The sequence below is a fragment of the Burkholderia aenigmatica genome (genome assembly GCF_048627025.1).
Classification (GTDB): domain Bacteria; phylum Pseudomonadota; class Gammaproteobacteria; order Burkholderiales; family Burkholderiaceae; genus Burkholderia; species Burkholderia aenigmatica.
Genome location: NZ_CP184469.1, coordinates 3,298,557 through 3,321,191 on the forward strand (window position 1 = coordinate 3,298,557; position 22,635 = coordinate 3,321,191).

General features: G+C 66.9%; 23 protein-coding genes. 8 read left to right on the top strand and 15 right to left on the bottom strand.

The window, feature by feature from the left end; genetic code table 11:
• Positions 1 to 95: 95 nt before the first annotated feature.
• Entirely contained in the window at positions 96 to 1,253 is a 1,158-nt protein-coding gene (locus ACN8ZM_RS31920; RefSeq protein ID WP_043181019.1) for a porin, read from the bottom strand.
• 308 nt (positions 1,254 to 1,561) lie between these two features.
• On the opposite strand from ACN8ZM_RS31920, the gene ACN8ZM_RS31925 reads away from it, so the two are divergent.
• Positions 1,562 to 2,368, top strand: coding sequence for a MetQ/NlpA family ABC transporter substrate-binding protein (locus ACN8ZM_RS31925; RefSeq protein WP_043181017.1), 807 nt, complete (start codon positions 1,562 to 1,564; stop codon positions 2,366 to 2,368).
• 137 nt (positions 2,369 to 2,505) lie between these two features.
• Here the strand turns inward: ACN8ZM_RS31925 and ACN8ZM_RS31930 are convergent, their stop codons facing one another.
• From ACN8ZM_RS31930 to ACN8ZM_RS31945, 4 genes are all read right to left on the bottom strand, one after another.
• Entirely contained in the window at positions 2,506 to 3,621 is a 1,116-nt protein-coding gene (locus ACN8ZM_RS31930) for a succinylglutamate desuccinylase/aspartoacylase family protein (RefSeq protein WP_043181014.1), read from the bottom strand.
• A gap of 222 nt (positions 3,622 to 3,843) precedes the next feature.
• Positions 3,844 to 4,626 carry an ABC transporter substrate-binding protein gene (locus ACN8ZM_RS31935; protein WP_043181012.1) on the bottom strand — a complete coding sequence of 261 codons (783 nt, stop codon included), beginning with the start codon at positions 4,624 to 4,626 and terminating at the stop codon, positions 3,844 to 3,846.
• Between the two features lie 226 nt (positions 4,627 to 4,852).
• Positions 4,853 to 5,773: a LysR substrate-binding domain-containing protein gene (locus tag ACN8ZM_RS31940; protein WP_420211778.1), complete on the bottom strand. Its 921-nt coding sequence runs from the start codon at positions 5,771 to 5,773 to the stop codon at positions 4,853 to 4,855.
• A 148-nt stretch (positions 5,774 to 5,921) separates the two neighbouring features.
• A complete protein-coding gene (locus ACN8ZM_RS31945) occupies positions 5,922 to 6,869 on the bottom strand; it encodes a GlxA family transcriptional regulator (protein ID WP_420211779.1) in 948 nt (315 codons plus the stop codon).
• 106 nt (positions 6,870 to 6,975) lie between these two features.
• Here ACN8ZM_RS31945 and ACN8ZM_RS31950 point away from each other — a divergent pair, with 106 nt between their 5' ends.
• Both ACN8ZM_RS31950 and ACN8ZM_RS31955 read left to right on the top strand, forming a co-directional pair.
• Complete coding sequence (locus ACN8ZM_RS31950; protein ID WP_043181008.1) at positions 6,976 to 7,284, top strand: DUF3817 domain-containing protein; 309 nt, start codon at positions 6,976 to 6,978, stop codon at positions 7,282 to 7,284.
• Positions 7,281 to 7,682, top strand: coding sequence for a CopD family protein (locus ACN8ZM_RS31955; protein ID WP_043181476.1), 402 nt, complete (start codon positions 7,281 to 7,283; stop codon positions 7,680 to 7,682). The genes ACN8ZM_RS31950 and ACN8ZM_RS31955 overlap by 4 nt, the downstream gene beginning before the upstream one ends.
• A 161-nt stretch (positions 7,683 to 7,843) precedes the next feature.
• Here the strand turns inward: ACN8ZM_RS31955 and ACN8ZM_RS31960 are convergent, their stop codons facing one another.
• The gene (locus tag ACN8ZM_RS31960) at positions 7,844 to 8,959 is read right to left on the bottom strand and encodes a helix-turn-helix domain-containing protein (RefSeq protein ID WP_143331047.1); all 1,116 of its coding nucleotides are present in this window, start codon (positions 8,957 to 8,959) and stop codon (positions 7,844 to 7,846) included.
• 29 nt (positions 8,960 to 8,988) lie between these two features.
• Here ACN8ZM_RS31960 and ACN8ZM_RS31965 point away from each other — a divergent pair, with 29 nt between their 5' ends.
• From ACN8ZM_RS31965 to ACN8ZM_RS31980, 4 genes are all read left to right on the top strand, one after another.
• Positions 8,989 to 9,480 (top strand): 2,4'-dihydroxyacetophenone dioxygenase family protein, encoded by a 492-nt coding sequence (locus ACN8ZM_RS31965; RefSeq protein WP_420211780.1) that lies wholly within the window; start codon positions 8,989 to 8,991, stop codon positions 9,478 to 9,480.
• 55 nt (positions 9,481 to 9,535) lie between these two features.
• Entirely contained in the window at positions 9,536 to 10,312 is a 777-nt protein-coding gene (locus ACN8ZM_RS31970; RefSeq protein ID WP_420211781.1) for an SDR family oxidoreductase, read from the top strand.
• Between the two features lie 28 nt (positions 10,313 to 10,340).
• A complete protein-coding gene (locus tag ACN8ZM_RS31975; RefSeq protein ID WP_420211782.1) occupies positions 10,341 to 10,904 on the top strand; it encodes a VOC family protein in 564 nt (187 codons plus the stop codon).
• A gap of 175 nt (positions 10,905 to 11,079) precedes the next feature.
• Positions 11,080 to 12,165: a porin gene (locus ACN8ZM_RS31980; protein WP_420211783.1), complete on the top strand. Its 1,086-nt coding sequence runs from the start codon at positions 11,080 to 11,082 to the stop codon at positions 12,163 to 12,165.
• Between the two features lie 23 nt (positions 12,166 to 12,188).
• Here ACN8ZM_RS31980 and ACN8ZM_RS31985 read toward each other — a convergent pair whose 3' ends face one another.
• The 9 genes from ACN8ZM_RS31985 to ACN8ZM_RS32025 all read right to left on the bottom strand — a co-directional run bounded on the left by ACN8ZM_RS31985 (position 12,189) and on the right by ACN8ZM_RS32025 (position 21,546).
• Positions 12,189 to 12,782 carry a hypothetical protein gene (locus ACN8ZM_RS31985; protein ID WP_420211784.1) on the bottom strand — a complete coding sequence of 198 codons (594 nt, stop codon included), beginning with the start codon at positions 12,780 to 12,782 and terminating at the stop codon, positions 12,189 to 12,191.
• Between the two features lie 203 nt (positions 12,783 to 12,985).
• The gene (locus tag ACN8ZM_RS31990; protein WP_043181004.1) at positions 12,986 to 14,374 is read right to left on the bottom strand and encodes an NCS2 family permease; all 1,389 of its coding nucleotides are present in this window, start codon (positions 14,372 to 14,374) and stop codon (positions 12,986 to 12,988) included.
• 813 nt (positions 14,375 to 15,187) lie between these two features.
• On the bottom strand, positions 15,188 to 15,709 hold the full coding sequence (locus ACN8ZM_RS31995) for a DUF3455 domain-containing protein (protein WP_420211785.1): 522 nt from the start codon (positions 15,707 to 15,709) through the stop codon (positions 15,188 to 15,190).
• 158 nt (positions 15,710 to 15,867) lie between these two features.
• On the bottom strand, positions 15,868 to 16,869 hold the full coding sequence (locus tag ACN8ZM_RS32000; RefSeq protein WP_420211786.1) for an aldo/keto reductase: 1,002 nt from the start codon (positions 16,867 to 16,869) through the stop codon (positions 15,868 to 15,870).
• 22 nt (positions 16,870 to 16,891) lie between these two features.
• On the bottom strand, positions 16,892 to 18,007 hold the full coding sequence (locus tag ACN8ZM_RS32005) for an alkene reductase (RefSeq protein WP_420211787.1): 1,116 nt from the start codon (positions 18,005 to 18,007) through the stop codon (positions 16,892 to 16,894).
• A gap of 70 nt (positions 18,008 to 18,077) precedes the next feature.
• Positions 18,078 to 18,884 carry a 2,5-didehydrogluconate reductase DkgB gene (dkgB, locus tag ACN8ZM_RS32010; RefSeq protein WP_420211788.1) on the bottom strand — a complete coding sequence of 269 codons (807 nt, stop codon included), beginning with the start codon at positions 18,882 to 18,884 and terminating at the stop codon, positions 18,078 to 18,080.
• A 133-nt stretch (positions 18,885 to 19,017) separates the two neighbouring features.
• Entirely contained in the window at positions 19,018 to 19,977 is a 960-nt protein-coding gene (locus tag ACN8ZM_RS32015) for a TIGR03571 family LLM class oxidoreductase (RefSeq protein ID WP_420211789.1), read from the bottom strand.
• A gap of 13 nt (positions 19,978 to 19,990) precedes the next feature.
• Entirely contained in the window at positions 19,991 to 20,314 is a 324-nt protein-coding gene (locus tag ACN8ZM_RS32020; protein ID WP_043180988.1) for a MoaF-related domain-containing protein, read from the bottom strand.
• Between the two features lie 29 nt (positions 20,315 to 20,343).
• On the bottom strand, positions 20,344 to 21,546 hold the full coding sequence (locus ACN8ZM_RS32025; protein ID WP_420211790.1) for an MFS transporter: 1,203 nt from the start codon (positions 21,544 to 21,546) through the stop codon (positions 20,344 to 20,346).
• A 110-nt stretch (positions 21,547 to 21,656) separates the two neighbouring features.
• On the opposite strand from ACN8ZM_RS32025, the gene ACN8ZM_RS32030 reads away from it, so the two are divergent.
• Complete coding sequence (locus ACN8ZM_RS32030) at positions 21,657 to 22,598, top strand: LysR substrate-binding domain-containing protein (protein ID WP_420211791.1); 942 nt, start codon at positions 21,657 to 21,659, stop codon at positions 22,596 to 22,598.
• The last annotated feature ends 37 nt before the right edge of the window (positions 22,599 to 22,635 follow it).

The following is a 22,635-nucleotide window of genomic DNA, read 5'->3' on the forward strand; positions in this document are numbered from 1 at the left end:
CCCAGAATTAAGCGAAACTTAAAAGCACATAAAAAAGCGCCCCGCGTGGAGCGGGGCGCTTCTTGCCGTCGTGATCCGCGAGTTAAGCGGATGCTTTAGAACTTGTGACGGATACCGATACGTGCGGCGATCTGGTTCTTCGAACCCGTGCCCGACGTGTTGAAGTAGCTCGTGCTCGAGCCGATCTGCGCTTGCACGCCCTTGCCCGATGCCTGCTGGTACACGACCAGGCCGTACACGTCCGTACGCTTGCTGAGTGCGTAGTCGGCGATACCGTTGACCTGGTTCCAGTGCCACGAGTTGCCGTTCTGCGTTGCGTTCGTGTACGTGTAGCCGAGGCCAGCCGACAGAGCCGGCGTGAAGGCGTACTTGCCGCCTGCTTCGTATGCGTTGTAGAACGTGCCGCCCGCGCCCGAAACGGTCGAGAACTGCGTACGCGTCCACAGCAGCCATGCCGTTGCCGGGCCCCAGACGTAGCGGCCGCCCACACCGTAGGTGCGCAGGTCGCGGACGTTACCCGTGCTGATGTTCGCGATCGTCGTCGAGAACGACGGCGTCGACTGGCTCGGGAAGCGGATGTCCGTGTACGCAGCACCGACCGAGACCGGGCCGTTCGCGTAGTTCAGGCCGAAGCTGTATGCGCGCGACGAGCCTGCCGTCGTCGTCGTGCCCGACGTCGTCGCGGCTGCGCCTGCGAAGTCCGTCGAGTTCGAGAAGCCGTACAACGCGCCGAACGTGAAGCCCGAGTAGTTCGCGCTCTGGAACTTCACGGCGTTGTTGATGCGGCTCGACGTGAGCTGGTCGATGTCGTTCACGTGGTAAGCGTAGTTACCGCCGACCGTGTTGCCGCCCGTCGAGTAGTTCGAGCCGAGGACGTCGGTCGAGAACGAGTACTGGCGGCCGAACGTGACCGTGCCGTATTGCGACTGGCTCAGGCCGACGTAAGCTTGACGACCGAAGATCGCGCCACCCTGGCCGATCGTGCCGTTGCCGCTGTTGAAGCCGTTTTCGAGCACGAAGATCGCCTTCAGGCCGCCACCGAGGTCTTCGGTGCCGCGCAGGCCCCAACGGCTGCCTTGGGCAACGCCGTCGTCATACTTGAACAGCTTGCCCGTGCCACCGTTGGCGGTCTTGCTGTGGTTCACGTAGCTGATACCGGCATCGATAACGCCGTACAGGGTCACGCTGCTTTGTGCGTGCGCCGTGCCGGCCGTTGCTGCCAGGACGGCGATGGTCAACAGTTTCTTGTTCAAAGGAATCTCCGAGCGAATAAATGGCGTGTCCAGTTGCGGTTCCGGCGCTCTCTATGGGCGCTTTCACGTACCGGCGGCAACTTTATCGAGGGGCCACGTAATGAATATGACAGCGACTGTCATATGAAGAATCTGTGGCGTCGATGCGACACTGAATTCTGCCCGCTTGTATAGTCGGTGGTTATACCGATTCAGACTGAGATTCGATCGGAATCAGGAATATGCACATGAAATAAGCTTGGTTGGTGGCGTTCCGGCCCCATGCCACGATCCGTGTTCCAACAAACGACACGGGACAAGAGGACACCATGCGACGTTCATTCCTGACCGGCCTGGGCGCACTCGCCGCCGCGCTGGCATTCGCGGCGCCCGGCGCGCACGCCGACCCGCAAACCCTGAAAATCGGCACGATGAGCGGCCCCGACGCACAGATCTGGACCGAGGTGACGAAGGTCGCCGCGCGCGAAGGCCTCGCGATCAAGGTCATCGAATTCAACGACTACGTGCAGCCGAACGCGGCGCTCGATGCCGGCGATCTCGACGCGAACGGCTTCCAGCACCAGCCGTTCCTCGACAGCCAGATCAAGCAGCGCGGCTACAAGATCGTCAACGTCGGGCTCACCTACACGGCGCCGATGGGTTTCTATTCGAAAAAGCTCAAGTCGCTCAAGGACTTGCCGGTGGGGGCGAAGGTCGGGATCCAGAACGATCCGTCGAATGGCAACCGTGCGCTGCTGCTGCTGCAGAAATACGGCGTGATCAAGCTGAAGGCGGGCGCCGGCACCAACGGCGTGAATGCGACGCCGCTCGACGTCGCCGAGAATCCGAAGAAGATCAAGATCGTCGAACTCGACGCCGCGCAACTGCCGCGTGCGCTGCCCGATCTCGATGTCGCGTCGATCAACACCGACTACGCGGTGAAGGCCGGGCTCACGCCGGTGAAGGATGCGATCGCGATCGAGGATCTGCGCGGGCCGTACGCGAACCTGATCGCGGTGCGCGCGCAGGACAAGGACAAGCCGTGGGTGAAGAAGCTCGTCGCGGCCTATGAATCGGACGACGTGCGCAAGTTCATCGACCAGAAGTTCGGCGGCGCGATCGTGCCGGCGTTCTGAACGGTTTCATACGACGGCACGCCGGATTGCCGGATCTCGCCGGTCCGGAAAGCAAATCGCCCGCGCAAGCGGGCGATTTCGTTGGTGCGTGCGGGTCAGCGCGCCGCGCGCCGTGACCCGGCGCGCGGGCCGGCCGCTCAGGCCGACAGCAGCGAACCGGTGCGGATCGCGGTCGCGCCGGCAATCCGCGCGACTTCCATGCCGGCCGTCGCGAAGCGCACGATCTGGCGCGCGTACAGCACGCCCGACACGCTGCTCTTCAGCGTGACGACGCGATCGGTCAGCGGATCGACGATGTCGGCCACGGCCTCGCCGGCCTCGATCATCACGCCCACCGGCGTGCGGAACACGATCACGCCCGACACCGGCGCGACGAGCGGATCGGTGCCCGCGAGCGGCGTGGCCGGATGCGCGAGCGGCGGCAGCGGCGCCGGCTTGCCGTCGACAACGCCGCGCTCGGTCAGGTATTCGACGATCGCCTGCGCGTCCTTTTCGGCGAATTCGTACGACACGTCGCGCTCGCTGCGCAGTTCGATCGTGACGGAAATCGCGCCGTTCGGGATCGGGAAGCGGTCGCCGAAGCGGTTGCGCAGATCCGACCAGCAGAAGCTGTGGATCTCGTCGAACGGGTTGCCGACCGAATTCAGCGCGAGCAGCGACGCCTGCGCGTCGAGATAGCGCGACAGCGGCTCGACGTCGGGCCACAGATCGGGGTTCGTGTAGAGGTGCATCACCGCGTCGCTGTCGCAGTGCAGGTCGAGCACGATATCGGCGTCGAACGACAGCTTCTGCAGCGCGAGGCGTTGCGAGTCGAGCTCGGTGCGCGGCTGCTGCTCGTCGAGCGCTTCGCGCATCGCGGCGCGCACGGCGACGAGGTTGTGCTGCGCGTCGTTCGTGAGGCGGTGTTCGACGCGCGGCAGCACGAGCGCCGCGAGATCGTAGAAATTGCGGTTGAAGTTCTGCATCGAGCCGAGCTCGAAGCGGCCGAGGTGATCGCCGAACACGTGTTGCGACAGGCCGATCGGGTTCGGCACGGGCACGATGACGACTTCGCCGCGCAGCTTGCCGGCCGTCTCGAGCGCGGCAATCTTGCGGCGCAGCAGCGTGGCGACCAGCATGCCGGGCAGTTCGTCCGCGTGCAGCGACGACTGGATATAGACCTTCTTGCCGCCGCGCGGGCCGTAGTGAAAGCTCGTGATCTGGCGTTCGGTACCGACGGCGGGGGAAATCAGCGGATGGGTCTGCGTTTGCATGATGGGGAGTGCGGCGCAGCCGCGAATGATCCGGTGTGCGTGGAAGATCGATTGTACGTTGCCCCCTCGCCGCCATCAAACCGGCGCCAGAGCACGTCGATTTTCGTTGAGAATCATCAGGTTGGTGCGAAAAAAATAACGCTGCCGGCGCCGCATGCGCAAAAAAACGGGCTCCTCGCGGAGCCCGTTTGCGTCGCAGCGAAGCGTGCGATTGCCGGCGAATTACTTGCCGTAGACGTCGAAATCGAAGTACTTCTTCGCGATCTTCGCGTACGTGCCGTCCTTGCGCATGCCGGCGATCGCGCCGTCGATCTTCGCCTTCAGGTCGGTGTCTTCCTTGCGCAGGCCGATGCCGGCGCCTTCGCCGAGCGTCTTCGGATCGTCGAGATCCTTGCCGGCGAAATCGAAGTTCGCACCGCGCGGGGTCTTCAGGAAGCCGATGTCAGCCTGCACTGCGTCCTGCAGCGCACCGTCCAGGCGGCCGGAGATCAGGTCGGCGTAGACCTGGTCCTGGTTCTGGTAAGGCACGACGTTCACGCCCTTCGAGGCCCAGTACGTCTTCGCATAGGTTTCCTGAATCGTGCCCTGCTCGACGCCGACCGACTTGCCCTTCAGCGATTCGGCCGTCGGCATCAGGCCGGCGCCCTTCTTCGTGACGAGGCGCGTCGGCGTGTTGAACAGCTTCGCCGAGAAGGCGATCTGTTCCTGACGCGCCGGCGTCATCGACATCGACGACAGCACGCCGTCGAACTTGCGAGCCTTCAGCGCCGGAATCATCCCGTCGAAGTCGTTTTCGATCCACACGCACTTCGCGTTCATGCGGCGGCAGATTTCGTTGCCGAGATCGACGTCGAACCCGACCACTTTGCCGTCAGCGCCTTTCGATTCGAAAGGCGGGTAGCTTGCGTCGACGCCGAACCGCACGGTCGACCAGTCCTTCGCGTACGCGCCGCCAGCCGATACGGCGAGCAGGGCGACGGTCACAGCCGCAAGAATCTTTTTCACTCGGTGACTCCTCGTTTTGTTCGATGGGTGCGCGGTTGTGCCGCGCCGTAAGCCTTCGGCCTGGCGCGGCTTCGCGTCAGGCTGTCCGTTTCGCCCACCCGATGCGGGCGCGCGACGTGCGCAAGATTATCAAGACAAAATACCGGCAGGGCGCCTAGGACAAGCCCCGATACCGGGCCCGGCGGCGGCGCGTCGGATGCGCCGCCGTTTCAGACACAGGAACGATTCAGCCGAGCGTTTCGTTGACCGCGCGCTGCAGGCACGTGACGAATTGCGAGACAGCGGGCGTGGGCAGCAGGTCGCGCCGCGCGATGATCGACAGGTCGAAGCGCGGCATGCTTTCGTCGAGGTCGGCCGTGCGGATGCCGAGCGGCGCGACCATGGTGGCGAGCGGGCGCGTGAAGCAGCCGATCACGTCCGAGCGTGCGACGAGCCCGAGCGTCACCGCGAACGACATCGGCGATCGCAGCAGGCGCTTCGGCAGCGGCAGCCCGCGCGCCTCGAACATCCCGACCATCACGCTGTGCGGAAACTGCTCGGCGCCGACCGTGACGATCCACTCGGCATCGAGCAATTCCTCTAACCGGCGCGCGTGCGCCAGCGGGTGGCCTTCGCGCATCACGACGGTGAATTCGGTCGACAGCAGCGGCGATTGCGTGAAATCGCGATCGAGCGCGGGCACGTGGTGCATCGCAGCGATGTCGAGCGTGCCGTTGCGCAGCTGCGCGAGCGCGTCGGGCACCGTCACTTCCTCGAGATGCAGGTTCACGTTCGGCATCGACTGGCGGAATGCCGTCACCGCGCGCGGCAGCGCGGTCAGCGCGATCGACGGCATCGTGCCGACCGCGACGCGCCCCGACATTTCTCCTTTCACCTGCTCGACGGCTTCGACCGTGCGGCGGATATCGCCGAGCAGTTGCTCGGCGCGCGGCAGCAGCGCATGGCCGCACGCGGTCAGCTCGACGCCGCGGACGCTGCGCACGAGCAGCTCAGCGTTGAGCGCCGTTTCGAGCTCGCGGATCGTATGCGTGATCGCGGGTTGCGTGACGCCGAGCTCGCGTGCGGCCGCGCGCAGGCTCTTGTGATGCGCGGCGGAGACGAACGCCTGCAGCTGCGCGAGGTTCAGGGGGTTGCGGATGCGGGTCATCGATCGGGTCCGGTTGGCGCGATGCTGTGGCGGGCGATTTTCTGTGACGGAATTCGGTAGCGATCCTGACGGTTGCGTACGCAGGCTTTTACGCCGACGGAGCGAAGCATCGCGAGCCGGGGCGCGGTGGGTATCGGCGAGGTGATCATCATGCGCCGGTTCGCGCGCGGAACGCCTGACGATACCGCTGCGGCGACGTGCCGACGATGCGCGCGAACCGTTCGCGAAACGCGGTGACCGAACCGAAGCCGGCCTCCGTCGCGACATGCTCGATCGACAGCTCCGTGACCTCCAGCAACTGCTGCGCATGCCTGACGCGCGCGGTCTGCAGCCATTGCCGCGGCGATGTGCCCGTCTGCTCCTGGAAGCGCCGCGTCAGCGTGCGCACGCTCGTCGACGCCTTGCGGGCCATCGCGTCGAGCGTGAGCGGCTTGCGCAGGTTGGCCTGCAGCCAGTCCATCAGGCTTTGCAGGCCGTCGGTGCCGCTCGGCCATTCCGGCGCGATGAACTGCGCCTGCCCGCCTTCGCGGACGCGCGGGGCCACCGCGCAGCGCGCGGCGTCGACGGCGACCGCCGCACCGTAGTCGGCCTGGATCAGGTGCAGGCACAGATCGAGGCCGGCCGCCGCGCCGGCCGACGTCAGGATCTGCCCGTTGTCGACGAACAGCACGTTCGGATCGACCGTCACGCGTGGATAGCGGCGCGCGAGTTCGGCGGCCGCGAGCCAGTGCGTCGTCGCGCGCAGGCCGTCGAGCAGCCCGGCTTCCGCGAGCACGAACGCGCCGCTGCAGATCGACGCGATCCGGCACCCGCGCGCGGCCGCCGCGTGCAGTGCCGCGATCACGTGGCGCGACGTGGGCGCGAGCGGCACGGACGTGCCGGGGACGACGATCGTATCGGCATCGATGAGCGCGTCGAGACGAAACGGCGGGCGCAGGTCGAACAGGTCGCCCGCGACACGCGCGTGCTCGCTGCACACGCGCACGCGGTATGGCTGCGCGACGTCGGGCGACCGCACGCGCGCGAACGTGTCGCACGCAATGCCCAGATCGAACGGGACGACATCGGGCAGGGCGAGCACGGCGACCGTATGCATGGCGTTCGGGGGTTTGGCCAGAATCCGTTTAAAGATGTCATTTTAGCCAATGGCTCGAAACGGCACCACACGCGACAATCGTCGCAGGCCAACCTGGAGATTGCCGATGCAACAAGACGATCGCAATGCATTGCGGAACCTGCAATACCTGTCGTTGCTGGAGGCGACCACGCTCGTCGTGCTGGTGTGCGTCGCCGTGCCGCTCAAGCACCTGGCCGGTTATCCGGCCGCGGTATCGATCATGGGCCCGGTGCACGGCATCGCGTTCGCGATGTACGTGTGGGCGGTTGTCGGCACCGCGTCGAGCGGGTTGTGGAGCAAGGCCGAAGTCGCGCGGCTCGTGCTGGCCGCCGTGGTGCCGTTTGTGGGGCTGACGAGTGCCGGATGGATCGCGCGCAGGAGGCACGCGCGATGATCTATCTATGGCTCAAGGCCATTCATGTCGTCGCCGTCGTCACGTTCGTCGGCGGCTTGCTGCTGCTGTCCGTTGGCGTGCGCATCGCCAACCTCGCCGTGCATCGCGCGGTGCGGCGCTGGGACCGCACGGTGACGGCACCCGCGCTCGCGCTCGTCTGGATCGCGGGGATCGCGCTGGCGCTGAACGGCCACTGGTTCGGCGCGGCGTGGCTGTCGGTGAAGCTTGTGGTGGTGGTCGCGCTGTCGGCGCTGCACGGGATCCTGTCCGGCACGCTGCGGCGCATGGAACGCGACGATCTCGTGGTCGTGCCGGCGCCCTGGCTCGGGCAGGCGGCGGGCGCGGTCGTGGCCGCGACGGCGATCGTCGTCGGGCTGGTCGTGATCAAGCCGTTTTGATGCGGATCGCCCGCGCATGCCGCAATGGCAGGCGCGGCGAGGCCGAACCTTCTTCGGCCGGTGCGCGACATCGCAGCGAACGCTGCGGGTCGTGCACGTATGCGTTCACGAGACGGGTTGCGATGGCTGCGAGCGCCATCTGCGCGGCAGCGGCAGCCCGCTCATTCTGCCGCGCGGCGCGCACCGGCATGGCCGGGATGCGATCGCACCGCGCCCGGCGTCACGCCAAAGCGCCGCCGGAAGCTGCGCGAGAAGTGGCTCAGGTCGTTGAAGCCGCATTCGAACGCGATATCGGTGATCGTCCGGTCGCGATGGCGCGGGCTCTGCAACTGCCGGTAGCAAAGATCGAGGCGGCGGGCGAGCAAATGGCCGGATACGGTCGTCCCCTGTTGCTGGAACAACCGGTGAAGCGTGCGTAGCGACATGCCCAGGAGGTTGGCTAGGTGCGCCGACGACAGGCCCGGATCGCGCAGATGGTCGTCGATGGCGAGCAGCGCACGGCGATAGCGCGGATCCTGGCGTGGGGCCGGCGAGTCGCATGCGGGTTCGGTTGCCGCACCGGTCGCGAGGCCGCCCGCCAGTAGATCGATCAACGCCGCATGCAGGCTCGCCGCTTCGCCCGGCCGATCCGGTGCGTCGGCCTCGTCTTCGGCCATCAGCCGGGACAATGCGTGGATTGCCCGCGCCAGGCGGCTTTGCGAAGGGCAGTGCCACAACACCGTTGCGTCGGGGCCGTCCGGATGAAGGGAAAGCACCGAGCGCGGCACGATCACCGACAGATGCGAGAAGCGGCCCGAAAACCGGTAGTCCCATGAGCGGTGCGGGTCGGCGATGGTGATGTCGCCCGGGCGCAGCACGAGCGATGCGCCGTCCTGGCTCATGCGGGTTTCCCCTTCCTGCGCAACGACCACGAACACCGACTGCCCATCGCGCCACTGACCGACGCTGCCGTCGGTCCGGACGCTGGCGACATTGCCGGAGATCGTGCTGACCAGCGACCCGGCGGCCTGCCGATAGAGGCCGGCAAACGCGTCCGGCCGGCTCATTTCGAACGTCGACGGCCCGTAGACGCCGCGGATGACGGCTTCCCACTCCGATAGACCGGCCTCGCCCGCGAGGGCCGAGCCCGACATGCCTGCTGGTCGATCCAATTCGTGCTCCACCTTCGAACGCACTGCTTTCGGGACGGTGGCGCCCCAGGTCAATCGATTGGCGCTGTGTGCCAAGCCGGCCGGGCACCGTTTGCCTGATCGTATCACGCAGGTTTTCCACCGCAATCAGGACATTCCAAGGAGTCCAGAAGGCCATGAACGCTATTTCCGCCACCCCGTCCGGCACGCCACGCGTGCGTCACCAGAAGACCAACGTCTTCTTCAACCCGGCCACCTTGCCGTGGACCGACTGGGTCATGCCGAATACCTGGTTCAAGTTGCTGAACGTCGACCTGAAGACGGGTGGCTTCACGATGCTGTTGAAAGTCGGCGCCGACACCCAGGCGCCGATTCATCATCACCTCGGCGCGATCGAGGGCTTCATGCTCGAGGGCGAGTTCGGCTACGACGCGGATCGCGGCACGGCCGGCTGGTACGTGTGGGAGCAAACGGGCGCCATTCATACGCCCACCACGACGACCGGCTTCGTGCTCTATGCGACGGTGTACGGCCCGCTTGCCGGATATGAGGACGACGGCCGGGTGGCCGGGCTGATCGACGCGGAGTTGATGCTGGGTCTCGCGCGCGCCAATCATGCGGCCGATCACATCCGTGTGCCGGTGATGTACGAGTTTCAGGAAGCGTGATGCCGGTGGAGCACGCTCGATACCCATACAGGAGACAGATGACATGACAGGACGAGTGGAAGGGAAGGTTGCGCTGGTCACCGGCGCGGCCAAAGGGCTGGGACTGGCCATTGCCGCCCGGCTGCGTGAGGAGGGCGCGCGTGTCGTGATGACCGATGTCGATCCGGCGGGGCAAGCCGAGGCGGACGCGATCGGTGCGACGTTCGCGATTCAGGACGTGTCGTCCGAGACGGGCTGGACCGACCTGAAGGCACATGTGGAAAAGACGTTCGGTTCGCTCCACATCCTGGTCAACAATGCGGGAATCGACGGCCGGCGCGGCGCGCCCCGCGATCCCGAGCACACGTCGCTGGCCGACTGGAACGCCATCTTCGCGATCAACACCGCCGGCACGTTTCTCGGCTGCAAGCACCTGGTCCCGCTGATCGCGGCGTCGGGCGGCGGGTCGATCGTCAACCTGTCATCGGTCGCGGCGCTGGTGCCGACCCCATTCCTGACCGCCTACGGTGCGTCCAAGGCGGCGGTCAGCCAGTTCACCACGTCGGTGGCGCTTCATTGCGCGCGCCGCGACACCCGTATCCGGTGCAACTCGGTTCATCCGGGGCAGGTCCGCACGCCGATGCTGGCGGCGCTGTTCGGCACGATGGCGGCCGAGCAGGGCGTGCCCGTCGAGCAGCTGACCGACGACTTCGTCGCCGCGAACGTCCCGCTGGGCAGCCTCCAGGAGCCGGTCGACATCGCCAATCTCGCGCTGTTCCTGGCGAGCGACGAGTCCCGCTACGTCACCGGGCAGGCGATTGCCTGCGACGGCGGATACACGCTGGTTGCCTGATCGGGCCAACCATCAACGAGGATCGAACATGAACATGAACTTGAAATGGGGCCAGCCGTCCGATGCCATTATCCAGATGGCATACGTCGTGGACGACATCCATACGGCAATGTCTCGCTACGGTAGCGCGCTGCACGTGGGGCCGTGGTTTCTTGCCGAGCATTTCCCCTTCGAGACACTCACGTATCGCGGCGCGCCGGTCGCGCCGGACATCACCCTGTGCCTGGGGTTTTCCGGTTCGATGACGATCGAACTGATCCAGCAGAACTGCGCGTCGCCGAGCCCTTATATCGACGCCGCGGGCAAGCCGCGTACCGGCTTCCATCACTGGGGCGTGGCGGCCACGCCGGATGCGTATCAACGCAGGCTCGACGAGCTGACCGGACAGGGCTACCCGGTGATCCTCGATGCCGTGGTCGGCGGAGGCAGCCGGGCCGCGTACGTCGATGCCCATTCGGCTTTGGGCGGGTACATCGAGTTGATGGAGATCACCGGGCCGGTCGAGGCACTGTTCACCCAGATGCGCGACAGTACGACGAGGGGCTATCCGGCAGGCACCGTCTTGCCGTTTGGCGGGCCGCTGGGCGCGTGAAGGCGCGCGGCATGAGTCGAATCGATCGATAGCGCGGGGACGGGCCGGCAAGTGCCGGCCCGCACGAAGCGATCCGCGGATGAAGCGGGTCGTTGCTCGTCGTCCGGTCGCGATCTTTTCAGGTAGATCGATTAGAAATACTGATCAAAATAATACGAAAGACAAGGAGACGGGAATGTCAGGAAGAAGGGTGGTCGGGAAGATTCGGCATGCTTGCCTGGCGGGTCTGCTGACCGGCGCTCACGCGCACGTCCATGCGCAGGGCAGCGTGACGCTGTATGGCGTGGTCGACGGCGGCCTGCTGTATCTGAGCAAGACGGCCGCCCCGGCCGGCGGGCAACCGGCCGGAAAGCAGTTTTCGTTTCTCGACAGCGGGTACGCGCCCAGCCAGTTTGGGCTGTTCGGGACCGAGGATCTTGGCGGCGGCCTGCGCGCGACGTTCAAGCTCGAAAGCGGCATCAGCGTCGCGAACGGCGGTTTCAACAACTCGAACGGGTTCGCATGGGGCCGGCAGGCCTGGATGGCGCTCGGCGGACGGTTCGGCGAGGTCAAGGCCGGCCTGCAACCCTCCCCGTTCTTTCTCGCCGTGTATGCGTCGGATCCCCGTCAGATGGCGCTGTTCGGCAGTGGCCTCCTCACGTACGGCGATGCCGTATTGGCGACCGGCATCTTCAATGCGAATGCGCTGAGCTACACCACGCCGCGCTGGTTCGGTCTCGCCGGCAGCGTGATGTTCGCGCCGGGCGGGAAGGCCGGCGATTTTCGCGCGGGACGCCAGTATTCGGCGAGCCTCGACTACGCGCACGGTGGCCTGACACTCGTCGCCGCGATGTACGACGGCAACGCGGGCGTACCGGTGCGCACGCCGGTTCCCTCCGACCAGCCGTTCGTCGGACGCACGCTGGGCGCCGCCTACACCTGGGGGAAACTCACGGCGAAGGCATCGTGGACCCGTTTCAAGGTGGCCGGCTCCTTCAGCAGCGACGTCTACGGCGCCGGCGCCGATTGTCTGGTCGCGCCGGCCTTCGATCTCAACGGGGGCGTGTGGATCACGAGCGACCGGAACGATCCGGGCAATCACTCGCTGATGTTCGCGATGGGGGCGCAGTATTTTCTGTCGAAGGCGACGACGCTCTACGCGCAGGTCGGGATGGTGAACAACCATGGCGCGATGAACACGGGCCTGTCCGCCACCAATGCGTTGTTCGGCGCGTCAGGCACGACGACCGGTGTCAACGCGGGCCTGCGTCACGTGTTCTGAACGGAGCCGGCCGCACGCGTGCGTCACGCCAGCGCCATCTCCACCGCCGTCAGCGTGCGGCGCCGAATCCAGCCGCTCGCCATCCGGATCGTGAGCCAGTACGGCATGAACAGCAGCCGCGTGCGGGCAGTCGGGCAATGCACGAAGGTTTCGGTGCGCAGCATGTGCGCACCCGACGCGAGCCCGACGACTTCGAAGCGGAGCACCAGCTTCGCGTCGCGCGGGTCGTCGTGCTGGATGAAGGCCGCTGCGTCGGCGATCGGCAGCACGCCGAGTTCCGGACGCCAGAAGCGGCCGACGAGGCCGAGCGACAGCGACGTTTCATCGCGGTGCAGCGGCGTGAACGCATGGAGGCCGAAGGGTTCGCGTTCGTGTCGCGTGGTGTCGCGGCGCAGCGCGGCGGCAAGGGTCCCCGGGAATTCGCGGATGTTGAGCAGCGCGTTGACGACCGGATCCGTGCGCATGTCGAGCGCGGTGACCGTGTCGATGATGCGTGCCGGGGCGGCATCGATCGGCTTCGATTCATGCACTTCGTGGAAGCCGAACGACGGGATGAACGGCGGCTTGCGCGCCGAGTTCCGGGTGCTCGATTCGGAGACGATGCCGAGCGCGTTCATGGGGGGCTCCTGAAGGCAAAGCGCGATCGTAGCACCGCGCGTGGATTCGTGTCGCGGTGCGCGCCGTGCCGTGCGGCATCGACAAAAAAAGCCTGGAAACTTGCGTTTCCAGGCCTGGAGACCATCAACGATGATGGTGGAGGAGACGATGTCGTCCCGATGCGCGCCGTCCTTCTGCCGGCGACGTCGCGCACGATTCGCGGTCAGATCGCCCAGCCGCCGAGATAGAACGTGACGAGCACGGCGGCGATGAGCACGGTGCCGACGTTGAGCTTGCGGAATTCGCCGCTGGCGATGCGGCCGATCACGAGCGTCGAGAAGCCGAGCATGATGCCCGTCACGATGTTCGCGGTCAGCACGATGAACACCGCGCACACGAGGCCCGACATCGCGTCGACCATGTCGTCCATGTGCAGCTTGCTCACGCTGCCGAGCATCAGCAGGCCGACGTACATCAGCGCCGGTGCGGTGGCGTACGACGGCACGAGGCCCGCGAGCGGCGAGAAGAACATCACGACGAGGAACAGCAGGCCGACCACGGCGGCCGCGAGGCCGGTCTTTGCGCCGGCGGCCACGCCGACGCTCGACTCGATGTAGGCCGCCGCCGGCGCGCCGCCGAGGAAGCCGGAGAAGATCGAGCTGAGCGAATCGGCGGTCAGCGCACGGCCGCCGTTGATGATGCGGCCGTTCTCGTCGAGCTGGCCGGCCTGGCCCGCGACTGCGCGGATCGTGCCGGTCGCGTCGAACACGGCCGTCATCACCAGCGCCAGCACGCTCGGCAGCACGGCCATCGACAGCGCGCCCTTGATGTCCATCGCGCCGATCAGCGATGCATGGCCCGGTGCGCTCAGCGACGGCAGCGCGAAGATGCCGTGGTACTTCACGCTCGGATCGAAGATCAGGCCGAAGATCGAGATTGCGATCACGACGAGCAGGATGCCGCCCGGCACGCGACGCTTCTCGAGGCCGAAGATCGCGGCCAGGCCGATGACCGACATGATGACCGGGAACGCGGTGATCTGGCCGAGCGAGACCGGCAGGCCGGCGCCCGGGTTCTTGATCACGAGGCCGACGTCGTTCGACGCGATCAGCAGCAGGAACAGGCCGATGCCGATCCCGGTGCCGTGCGCGACGCCCGCGGGCAGGTTGCGCAGGATCCACGAACGCACGCCGGTCACCGAGATGCCGGTGAACACGAGGCCCATCAGGAACACGGCGCCGAGTGCGACCGTCGGCGACAGCCCCTTGCCGAGCACGAGGCCGAACGCGGTGAACGCGGTCAGCGAGATCGCGCAGCCGATCGCGATCGGCAGCTTCGCCCACAGGCCCATCAGCAGCGAGCCGAACGCGGTGGTGAGGCAGACCGCGACGAACACGGCGCTCGTGTCGAAGCCGGCCTTGCCGAACATGCCGGGGACGACGAACACGGAATAGACCATCGCGAGGAAGGTCGTGACGCCGGCAACGATTTCGCGGCGCTGCGTGCTGCCGCGCGACGAAATGCCGAAGTACCGGTCGATGACTCCCTGGGTGCCAAAGTCCGTTTCTGCCGCGCCGACGTCGACCGTCGGCTGCACCGGGGTATCACTCATGAGCTTGCTCCTTTATCAGCATGCTGAAACGGCCCGTAGCGAACCGTCGTCAGGGTGTCTCGTATCTAGTTGGGATTGTCGGCAACGTCGTGGGGACGCATGACGCGTGATCCGTGTCATGACGTGCGAATCGAAACGATCGCGAGGGTGTCGCGTCGTGCGACGCGTTGTGTCGTCGACCCCGTCACGTGCGCTTTGCCGTAGCGAAGGTTAGGCGAACCGCCCATCACGTCCCATTGGGGGAAGAGCATGCAGCGCATGTCTCAGCGCTTATATCGGCGTGCAACGGGGCTCCGTCGCGACGACACGCGTGTATACGCCTAGTTTGAATCCGTTAAGGCGATTATTTGAATGCAGGGTCGACGGGCAGGGGGAATGCGGGTGATGCATCGAAAATTACGAATATCTTTCATTGGGGCCAGGCAGGCCGGTGGAAACAGGGGCCGGTGACGGGATTCGCCGCCGCGCGCAACCTGCATTCGGACGATACCGCCATCGCGGGGGGCGGTTCTCGTGTTCGCCCGGGCCTCAATTGTGCGCGAGATGGTCGAGATATGGGCGGAACATGTCGATCGTGGCGTTCGGAGACGTGTAGGTTTCGCCGGTCGGAGGATCGCTCGTTTTCCGAAAACGCCTTGCCCGCCGTGGTGAGCACGGTGGTGACGCGGTCGCACGCGAGCGCGAGCGTGGCCTCGGGCGCATCGGGCAAGTGCCTCGCCCATGGATGCCCGGAAGATGCGGTTGCCGGTCGCTTGGGTTTCCGGTGCGCCGGGTGCGCCGGAATAGCGTAGTGCGGCGCGGTGTCGTCGAGTGTTACTTCAGGAACACGTAGCGCGCGAAATAAGGGAAGCGACCGACCGCATGCTCGGTCGAACATGCGGCGTCCGGCGGCGTGCCGCCCACGGTATCGAGCCGCTGGACGAAGCGCACGCCGGCGAGCGTGCCGGTCGCGCCCGTTGCGGCCGGCGTCGCGGCGAGCAGGAGTTGCGGAATGCTGCCGGCACGCGCGCTCGGCGCTTCCGCGAGTTTCTTGCCGGTAATGCGGCTGCCGTCGAGCGCTTCCCACGACGGCCCCGCGCCGTGCCGGACGACGAGTGTGCCGCTCGCATCGAACAGCGTCGCCTCCGGGCGCTGGAAGGTCCACGCGAGCCGATGGTCGTGGTCGTATTCGCACGCGTAGATCTGCACGCCGGTCGCGGTGGTCGACAGCACCGCCGTCGCCGGTTCGGGCGGCGTGAGACCCGCGTCGGCGTACGCCGGCGCGGAGCAGGCCGTGAATGAAACGCCGGCCGCGATGGCCAGCAGCATGTCGCGTGTCGGGGAGCGGCTTGGCATGGCGGGCGTCCTTTCAAGTCAGCGGGCACGGGGGAGTCGATCCCGTAAACGCTAGACGCCGATTGCGCAGGCCGCAATTCGGAAATGGCAATCGCGACGATAGAAGCCGCGATTGCACGCGGTTGCGCGGCCGCATGCGGCGATGCAACCGTGCGTCATCACGCGCCTGCCGGCGTCGGTGCATGCGCGGCAATCAGGCGCTCGGCCTTCAGCGCATCCCACAGTTCGGCCGGGATCGGCGTCGCCGCGAGGCGCAGGTTCTCGTCGATGCGTTCGGGCCGGCTCGCACCGGGGATCGCGGCCGCGACGGCCGGGTGCGCGAGCGAGAATTGCAGCGCCACCGCGCGGACATCGACGCCGAATCGTTCGCCGATCTGGCGGATGCGGGCGACGCGGTCGAGCATGGCCTGCGTGGCCGGCTGATATTCGTAGTGGGTTCCGCCCGCCAGCACGCCCGAGTTGTACGGGCCGCCGACGATGATCCCGAGCCCGCGCGCGGCGCTTGCCGGCATCAGCCGTTCGAGTGCGCCCGCATGATCGAGCAGTGTGTAGCGCCCGGCGAGCAGGAAGCCGTCGGGGTCCGCGCGTTCGAGCGCGAGTTCGCACGGCTCGACGCGGTTCACGCCGAGGCCCCAGCCCTGGATGACCTTCTCGTCGCGCAGCCGCGTGAGCGCCTTCGCTGCACCCGACATCGCGACGTCGAACACGTCGCGCCACGCGTCGCCATGAAAGTCGACGGCCGGGTCGTGAATCCATACGGTGTCGAGCCGGTCGGTGCGCAGCCGCTTGAGGCTTGCATCGATCGAGCGCAGCGTGCCGTCTTCGGTGTAGTCGTAGACGATCCTGTTCGGCAGCCCGTGGCGGAACAGGCCGCCCTTTTCGCCGAGATCGCGCTGCGATGCGTCCTCATGTTCGTCGAGGACGAGCCGGCCGACCTTGGTGCCGAGCGAATACGCGTCGCGCGGGCGCCCCGCGAGCGCTTCGCCGAGACGCAGCTCTGCGAGGCCGGCGCCATACAGCGGCGCGGCGTCGAAGTAGCGGATGCCGCTTTCCCACGCTGCGTCGACCGTGGCCAGCGCTTCTTCGTGCGGGATGTCCCGGTACATGTTGCCCAGCGGCGCGGTGCCGAAACCGAGGCGGGAAGGGAGCGTGATTCTCATGAGCAGTCTCCGGTATGCCGGCTCAGGCCGCGGCCTGGGCCAGCGTCGGGTAATCGGTCAGCCCGCGCTTGCCGCCGCCGAACAGCGTGTTGCGGTCGTGCGGCGCGAGTGCCGCGCCGGTGCGCAGGCGCTCGGGCAGGTCGGGGTTCGCGACGAACGGGCGGCCGAACGCGACGAGGTCGGCCCAGCCGGCGGCGAGCGCGTCGCGCGCACGCTCGGCGGTGTACGCGCCGGCGTAGATCAGCACGCTCGGGTACGCGGCGCGCAGTTGCCGCTTGAACTCGACCGGCATCAGCGGCGCGTCGTCCCAGTCGGCTTCCGCGATGTGCAGGTAGCCGACGCCGAGTTCGCCGAGCAGCGTCGCGGCCGCGAGGTAGGTCGTTTCCGGATCGTCGTCGACGCAGCCGTTCAGCGTCGTCAGCGGCGCGAGGCGGATGCCGACGCGCGACGCGTCGCCGGTGCCTTCGATCAGCGCCTGCGTGATTTCGCGCAGGAAGCGCAGCCGGTTTTCGAGCGAGCCGCCGTACGCGTCGGTGCGCGTGTTCGCATTCGAGTCGATGAACTGGTTCACGAGATAGCCGTTCGCGCCGTGCAGCTCGACGCCGTCGAAGCCGGCTTCGATCGCGTGGCGCGCGGCGGCGCGGTATTGATCGACGATCTCGCGGATTTCGTCGATCGACAGCGCGCGCGGCTCGGATGCCTGCACGAAGCCCGGCGTGCTGCCGTCTTCGCCGGCGACGAACACGTTCACGCCTTTCGCCTGGAGCGGCGACGACGACACCGGCTGCTGGCCACCGAGCAGGCTCGTGTGGCTCAGCCGGCCGACGTGCCACAGCTGCGCGAAGATCCGGCCATGCGCGGCATGCACCGCGTCCGTCACCTTGCGCCAGCCGGCGACCTGCGACGGCGTGTGAATGCCGGGCGTCCATGCGTAGCCCTTGCCGAGCGGCGCGATATACGTGCCTTCGCTGACGATCAGGCCCGCGCTCGCGCGCTGCGCGTAATACGCGGCCATCAGTTCGTTGGCTTCGTCGCCGGGCTGGCTGGCGCGCGAACGCGTCATCGGCGGCATCACGATGCGGTTCGGCAGCGTCAGTGCGCCGAGTCGCAGCGGTTGAAAAAGCGGGTCCGGGGTCATGGGGATGTCCTGTCGGTGCCGCGGCCTGCGGGCCACGGCGGATCAAAGGGTGAATGACGGGGTGGCGCGTTCAGTCCCACTTCGGCGCGAGGCCGGCCGGGTCGACTTCGCGGCCGTTGCGTTCGAGCGCGGCGATCTGCGCCATGTCGTCGTCGGTCAGGCGCAGCGTCTGCGCGAGCAGGTTGCTCGCGAGGTTTTCGCGCTTCGTCGACGACGGGATCACCGAGTAGCCGAGCTGCAACGCCCACGCGAGTGCGACCTGCGCGGGCGTCGCGTCGTGACGCTGCGCGATCGCGCCGATCACCGGATCGCCGAGCACCTTGCCGTACGCGAGCGTCATGTACGACGTCACGTGGATGCCTTCGGCGTTCAGGAACTCGACGAGCTTGCGGTTCTGCAGGTACGGGCTCAACTCGATCTGGTTCGTCGCGATCGCCTCCTTGCCGACGGCCGCGATCGCCTGCTTCGTCCGTTCGATGTTGAAATTCGAGATGCCGATCTGGCGCGTGAGGCCCTGCGCCTTCGCATCGGCGAGGGCGGTCATGAACGTGTCGAGCGCGACACCGTTGTCCGGTGCCGGCCAGTGGATCAGTGTCAGGTCGACATGATCGGTGCGCAGCTTGCGCAGACTTTCTTCGAGGCTCGGCACCAGCTTGTCCGGCGCATAGTTGTCGACCCAGATCTTGGTCGTGAGGAACAGGTCGTCGCGGGCCACGCCCGACGCGGCGATCGCTTCGCCGACTTCGGCTTCGTTGCCGTAGATCTGCGCGGTGTCGATCGCGCGGTAGCCGACCTCGAGGCCGTTGCGGACCGAGTCGATGACAGCCTGGCCTTGCAGGCGGAAAGTACCGAGGCCGAATGCGGGAATCTTGCTCATCGTGTGCTCCTGGGAGAGTGGAACGGGTTCGCTATGGAAGCCATTCTGGCGTGTTGGATTGGTGAGATAAACGCCGTTGCAGGTCAAAAATATTTGATCTGAAATCAAGTATCGGAAGTGGGTTTTGCCGGCGTCATGCAACGCGCGTCCGCGTGTTTTCATCCGCGTGGAACACCGGCAGCACGTCTGCTGCGATCTCGGCCATCGTTTCGTCGAGCGAGCGGCGGTTGCGGCGCAGATGCAGGCCGATGTGCCGCACGCCGGCGTCGCGCATGGCCGCCAGCTCCCCGATGAGCGCGAGACGCCCCGCGCGGGCGCCGAAGCGGTGCCGCTGCAGTGGCGCGTGCGGGTCTTCCGCGAGGTCGAGGTGGATGAAGCTCACGTACGGCTTGTCGCCGGCCACCGCGCGCCAGTTCGCGGCGCGCTGCCGGTGGTCGTCCGGCGTGCCGGGATACGCGAGGCAGCCGTCCATGTGCTCGCCGATCCACGCGGGCGTTTGCTGCGCGAGACCGGCGACGAGCAGCGGCAGCGGCGAACGGGTGGCGGGCAGCACGTCGAGACCGGGCGGCAGGTGCCCGCGTGCGCCGTCGCGCAGCAGCGCGATCTGATCGCGGAAATTCGCGCCGCGTGACGCGAAATCGCGGCCGAACAGCGGATATTCGACGGGCCGGTCGCCGCTGGCGACGCCGAGCAGCAGGCGGCCGCCGCTCAGTTCCTGGATCGTCGCAGCCGATTTCAGCGTCAGCAGCGGCTCGCGCAGCGGCAGCACGACGGCCGCCGTGCCGAGCAGGATGTCGTTCGTGATGCCGGCGAGGTAGCCAAGATACGAGAAGGTTTCGAACACCTGCGCGGCGTCGCCGAACGCGGGGTCGTACACCGGCACGTCACGCACCCAGAGCGCGCGGAAGCCGAGCGTGTCGGCCAGTTGCGCGAGCTCCGCATGGATGTCGAGATCGGGCACGCCGGGCCGGCGGCCGTCGCGCTGGCGCTGCGCGTCGCCGGCCGGCGCCCAGTCGTTGTCGAGCGGCAGTTCGAGGCCGATGCTGAAGCCGCCGTCGGCGAGTCTGTCGAGTGCAGTGAGAGCAGGGGACATGGTCGGGTTCCGTTCAGATCGCGCGCAGGCTGCCTTCGAGCCGGTAGAAGTCGAGCGACGACGCGGTGAAGAACGACCGCGACGTGCCGGCGGCGAAATCGTCGATATGCACGACCGTCGCGCGGTCGGCTTCCTGCCACGAGATCGCGTAGGTTTCGCCGGCGATGTGCTGCCACGTGCAGGCGACTTCGCCCTTCGCACCCGCGTACGGGCCTTCGGTGATCTCGTAGCGCATGTGGCGGCCGTCATCGTCGTACGCGTTGAGCGCGGTGAGGCCGTCGTAGCGCACTTCGAACGTCTTGCCGGCGAACGGGGGGCGTGGGGTCGATGCGTTCATGGGTGCAAACTCCTGCAAAAAAGTGACGTTCAATGCGCGAGTTGAACCGGTTCGGCCGTGCGTTCCGGCAGGCCAGCGCTGCGGTCGAGCCGGCCGCTCAGTGCGGTGAGCGCGAATGCGCCGAGCGTGACGGCCGCCGCGATCCACGGCGTATGGCCGAGGCCGACGTGCGCAACGATCGCGCCACCGAGTGCCGAGCCACCCGCAACGCCGAGGTTGAACGCGGCGATGTTGAAGCCCGATGCGACGTCGGTGGCGTCGGGCGCGAAGTGGCGTGCCTGCTTGACGACGTACACCTGCAGGCCCGGCACGTTGCCGAACGCCACCGCACCCCACGCGAGCATCGTCAGCACGGCGAGCCATTTGATGTGGATCGTGAAGGTCAGCGCGAGCAGCACGATCGCGAGCAGCAGGAAGATCCGCTTGAGCGCCTTCACGGGGCCGGCGCTATCCGCGAGCTTGCCGCCCCACACGTTGCCGAACGCGACCGACACGCCGTAGCCGACGAGCACGAGGCTGACCTGCGACGGCGTGAAGCCGGCGATCTGCTCGAGCAGCGGCGCCATGTACGTGAACGCGATCAGCGACCCGCCGTAGCCGACGGCCGTCATCGCATAGACCAGCAGCAGGCGAGGTTGCGCGAGCACGCGGAACTGGCGGGCGAGCGGCGCGGGCGCCGCTTGCGGCAACCCGCGCGGCACGAACGCGACCGCACCGATGAACGCGACGAGGCCGAACAGCGCGACGACCAGGAAGGTTGCGCGCCAGCCAAAGTGCTGACCGATGAAGGTGCCGAGCGGAATGCCGGCGACGAACGCGACGGTCATCCCGCTGAACATCGTCGCGATTGCGCTGGCGGCCTTTTCCTTCGGTACGAGCGTGGTCGCGATGATCGAGCCGACCGAGAAGAACACGCCGTGCGCGAGGCCGGTGAGGATGCGCGCGACGATCAGCGATTCATAGCCGGGCGCCTGCCACGCGACGAGGTTGCCGACGGTGAACAGCGCCATCAGCGCGGCGAGCAGGGTCTTGCGCGGCACGCGGCCGGTGAGTGCGGTGAGGAGCGGCGCACCGATCGCGACGCTCAGTGCGTAAAGGCTGACGAGCAGGCCGGCGGACGGCAGGCTGACGCCGAGGTCGGCGCCGATCGTCGGGATCAGCCCGACGATCACGAATTCGGTGGTACCGATGGCAAATGCGCTGATGGTCAGCGCAAGCAGGGCGAGTGGCATGATGGGTGCTCCAGGTCCGGTGAGGATGGAGCGCAGTGTGCCGCCTTTACTTTTGCCGAAAAACGGGTCTATAAACCAAATTGTTTTGATTTCAAATCAATAGTGCCGCCATGAAGATCACGCTCGACGAACTCCAGGCCTTTACCGCCGTGGTCGATTCCGGTTCGATCACGGCTGCCGCGCAGCAGCTCGACCTCACGGTGTCGGCGGCGAGCCGCACGCTCGGGCGGCTCGAGGAGAAGCTGAAGACCACGCTGCTGCGCCGGACCACGCGCCGGCTCGAACTGACCGAGGAAGGGCGCGCGTTCCTGCAGGACGCGCGCGCGATCATCGAATCGGTCGAGACGGCGGAGGAGCAGATGCTCGCCCGACGCGAAATGCCGTCGGGGCGGCTGCGTATCGATGCGGCGACGCCGTTCATGCTGCATGTGATCGTGCCGCTCGTGCGCGGCTATCGCGAACGCTTCCCGAAGGTCGAGCTGGAGCTGAACAGCAACGAGGGCATCATCGACCTGCTGGAGCGGCGCACCGACGTCGCTTTCCGGATCGGCAGGCTGAAGGATTCGACGCTGCACAGCCGGCGCATCGGCACCAGCCGGATACGCATGCTCGCGAGCCCCGCGTATGTCGCGGCGCACGGCCAGCCGCGCAAGGTGGAGGATCTCGACAAGCACACGCTGCTCGGCTTCACGCAGCCCGAATCGCTGAACGTGTGGCCGATTCTCGGTACCGATGGCGAACCGTGCCGCATCGAGCCCGGCATCCGGTCGTCGAGCGGCGAGACGCTCCGGCAACTCGCGCTCGATGGCGCGGGCGTCGCGTGCCTGTCGGATTTCTTGACCGCGCAGGATCGCGAAGCGGGCCGGCTCGTGCAGGTGCTCGCGCGCCAGACGCTCGAGGTCGAGCAGCCGATCCACGCGGTGTACTACCGCAATACCGCGATCTCGTCGCGGATCGCGTCGTTCGTCGATTACCTGATCGAGGCGCTGGGCGGCGGCGGCAATGAGGCACCGGGGCGGCGCAAGGCTGCGTCGTGGCTGGAGCTGCGGTAGGCGGCAGAGGGACGGGGCGGGGCACGCCCCCATTTGA

What these genes read in the sequence shown, in the direction of transcription:
- ACN8ZM_RS31990 (WP_043181004.1), bottom strand. Translation starts at nt 14,374, where the DNA reads ATGAGTGATACCCCGGTGCAGCCGACGGTCGACGTCGGCGCGGCAGAA.
- ACN8ZM_RS31940 (WP_420211778.1), bottom strand. Translation starts at nt 5,773, where the DNA reads ATGACCCGCATCCGCAACCCCCTGAACCTCGCGCAGCTGCAGGCGTTC.
- ACN8ZM_RS31995 (WP_420211785.1), bottom strand. Translation starts at nt 15,709, where the DNA reads ATGCCAAGCCGCTCCCCGACACGCGACATGCTGCTGGCCATCGCGGCC.
- ACN8ZM_RS31965 (WP_420211780.1), top strand. Translation starts at nt 8,989, where the DNA reads ATGAACGCTATTTCCGCCACCCCGTCCGGCACGCCACGCGTGCGTCAC.
- ACN8ZM_RS31950 (WP_043181008.1), top strand. Translation starts at nt 6,976, where the DNA reads ATGCAACAAGACGATCGCAATGCATTGCGGAACCTGCAATACCTGTCG.
- ACN8ZM_RS31985 (WP_420211784.1), bottom strand. Translation starts at nt 12,782, where the DNA reads ATGAACGCGCTCGGCATCGTCTCCGAATCGAGCACCCGGAACTCGGCG.
- ACN8ZM_RS32020 (WP_043180988.1), bottom strand. Translation starts at nt 20,314, where the DNA reads ATGAACGCATCGACCCCACGCCCCCCGTTCGCCGGCAAGACGTTCGAA.
- ACN8ZM_RS31955 (WP_043181476.1), top strand. Translation starts at nt 7,281, where the DNA reads ATGATCTATCTATGGCTCAAGGCCATTCATGTCGTCGCCGTCGTCACG.
- ACN8ZM_RS31980 (WP_420211783.1), top strand. Translation starts at nt 11,080, where the DNA reads ATGTCAGGAAGAAGGGTGGTCGGGAAGATTCGGCATGCTTGCCTGGCG.
- ACN8ZM_RS31930 (WP_043181014.1), bottom strand. Translation starts at nt 3,621, where the DNA reads ATGCAAACGCAGACCCATCCGCTGATTTCCCCCGCCGTCGGTACCGAA.
- ACN8ZM_RS32030 (WP_420211791.1), top strand. Translation starts at nt 21,657, where the DNA reads ATGAAGATCACGCTCGACGAACTCCAGGCCTTTACCGCCGTGGTCGAT.
- ACN8ZM_RS32025 (WP_420211790.1), bottom strand. Translation starts at nt 21,546, where the DNA reads ATGCCACTCGCCCTGCTTGCGCTGACCATCAGCGCATTTGCCATCGGT.
- ACN8ZM_RS31925 (WP_043181017.1), top strand. Translation starts at nt 1,562, where the DNA reads ATGCGACGTTCATTCCTGACCGGCCTGGGCGCACTCGCCGCCGCGCTG.
- ACN8ZM_RS32000 (WP_420211786.1), bottom strand. Translation starts at nt 16,869, where the DNA reads ATGAGAATCACGCTCCCTTCCCGCCTCGGTTTCGGCACCGCGCCGCTG.
- dkgB (WP_420211788.1), bottom strand. Translation starts at nt 18,884, where the DNA reads ATGAGCAAGATTCCCGCATTCGGCCTCGGTACTTTCCGCCTGCAAGGC.
- ACN8ZM_RS31975 (WP_420211782.1), top strand. Translation starts at nt 10,341, where the DNA reads ATGAACATGAACTTGAAATGGGGCCAGCCGTCCGATGCCATTATCCAG.
- ACN8ZM_RS32015 (WP_420211789.1), bottom strand. Translation starts at nt 19,977, where the DNA reads ATGTCCCCTGCTCTCACTGCACTCGACAGACTCGCCGACGGCGGCTTC.
- ACN8ZM_RS32005 (WP_420211787.1), bottom strand. Translation starts at nt 18,007, where the DNA reads ATGACCCCGGACCCGCTTTTTCAACCGCTGCGACTCGGCGCACTGACG.
- ACN8ZM_RS31945 (WP_420211779.1), bottom strand. Translation starts at nt 6,869, where the DNA reads ATGCATACGGTCGCCGTGCTCGCCCTGCCCGATGTCGTCCCGTTCGAT.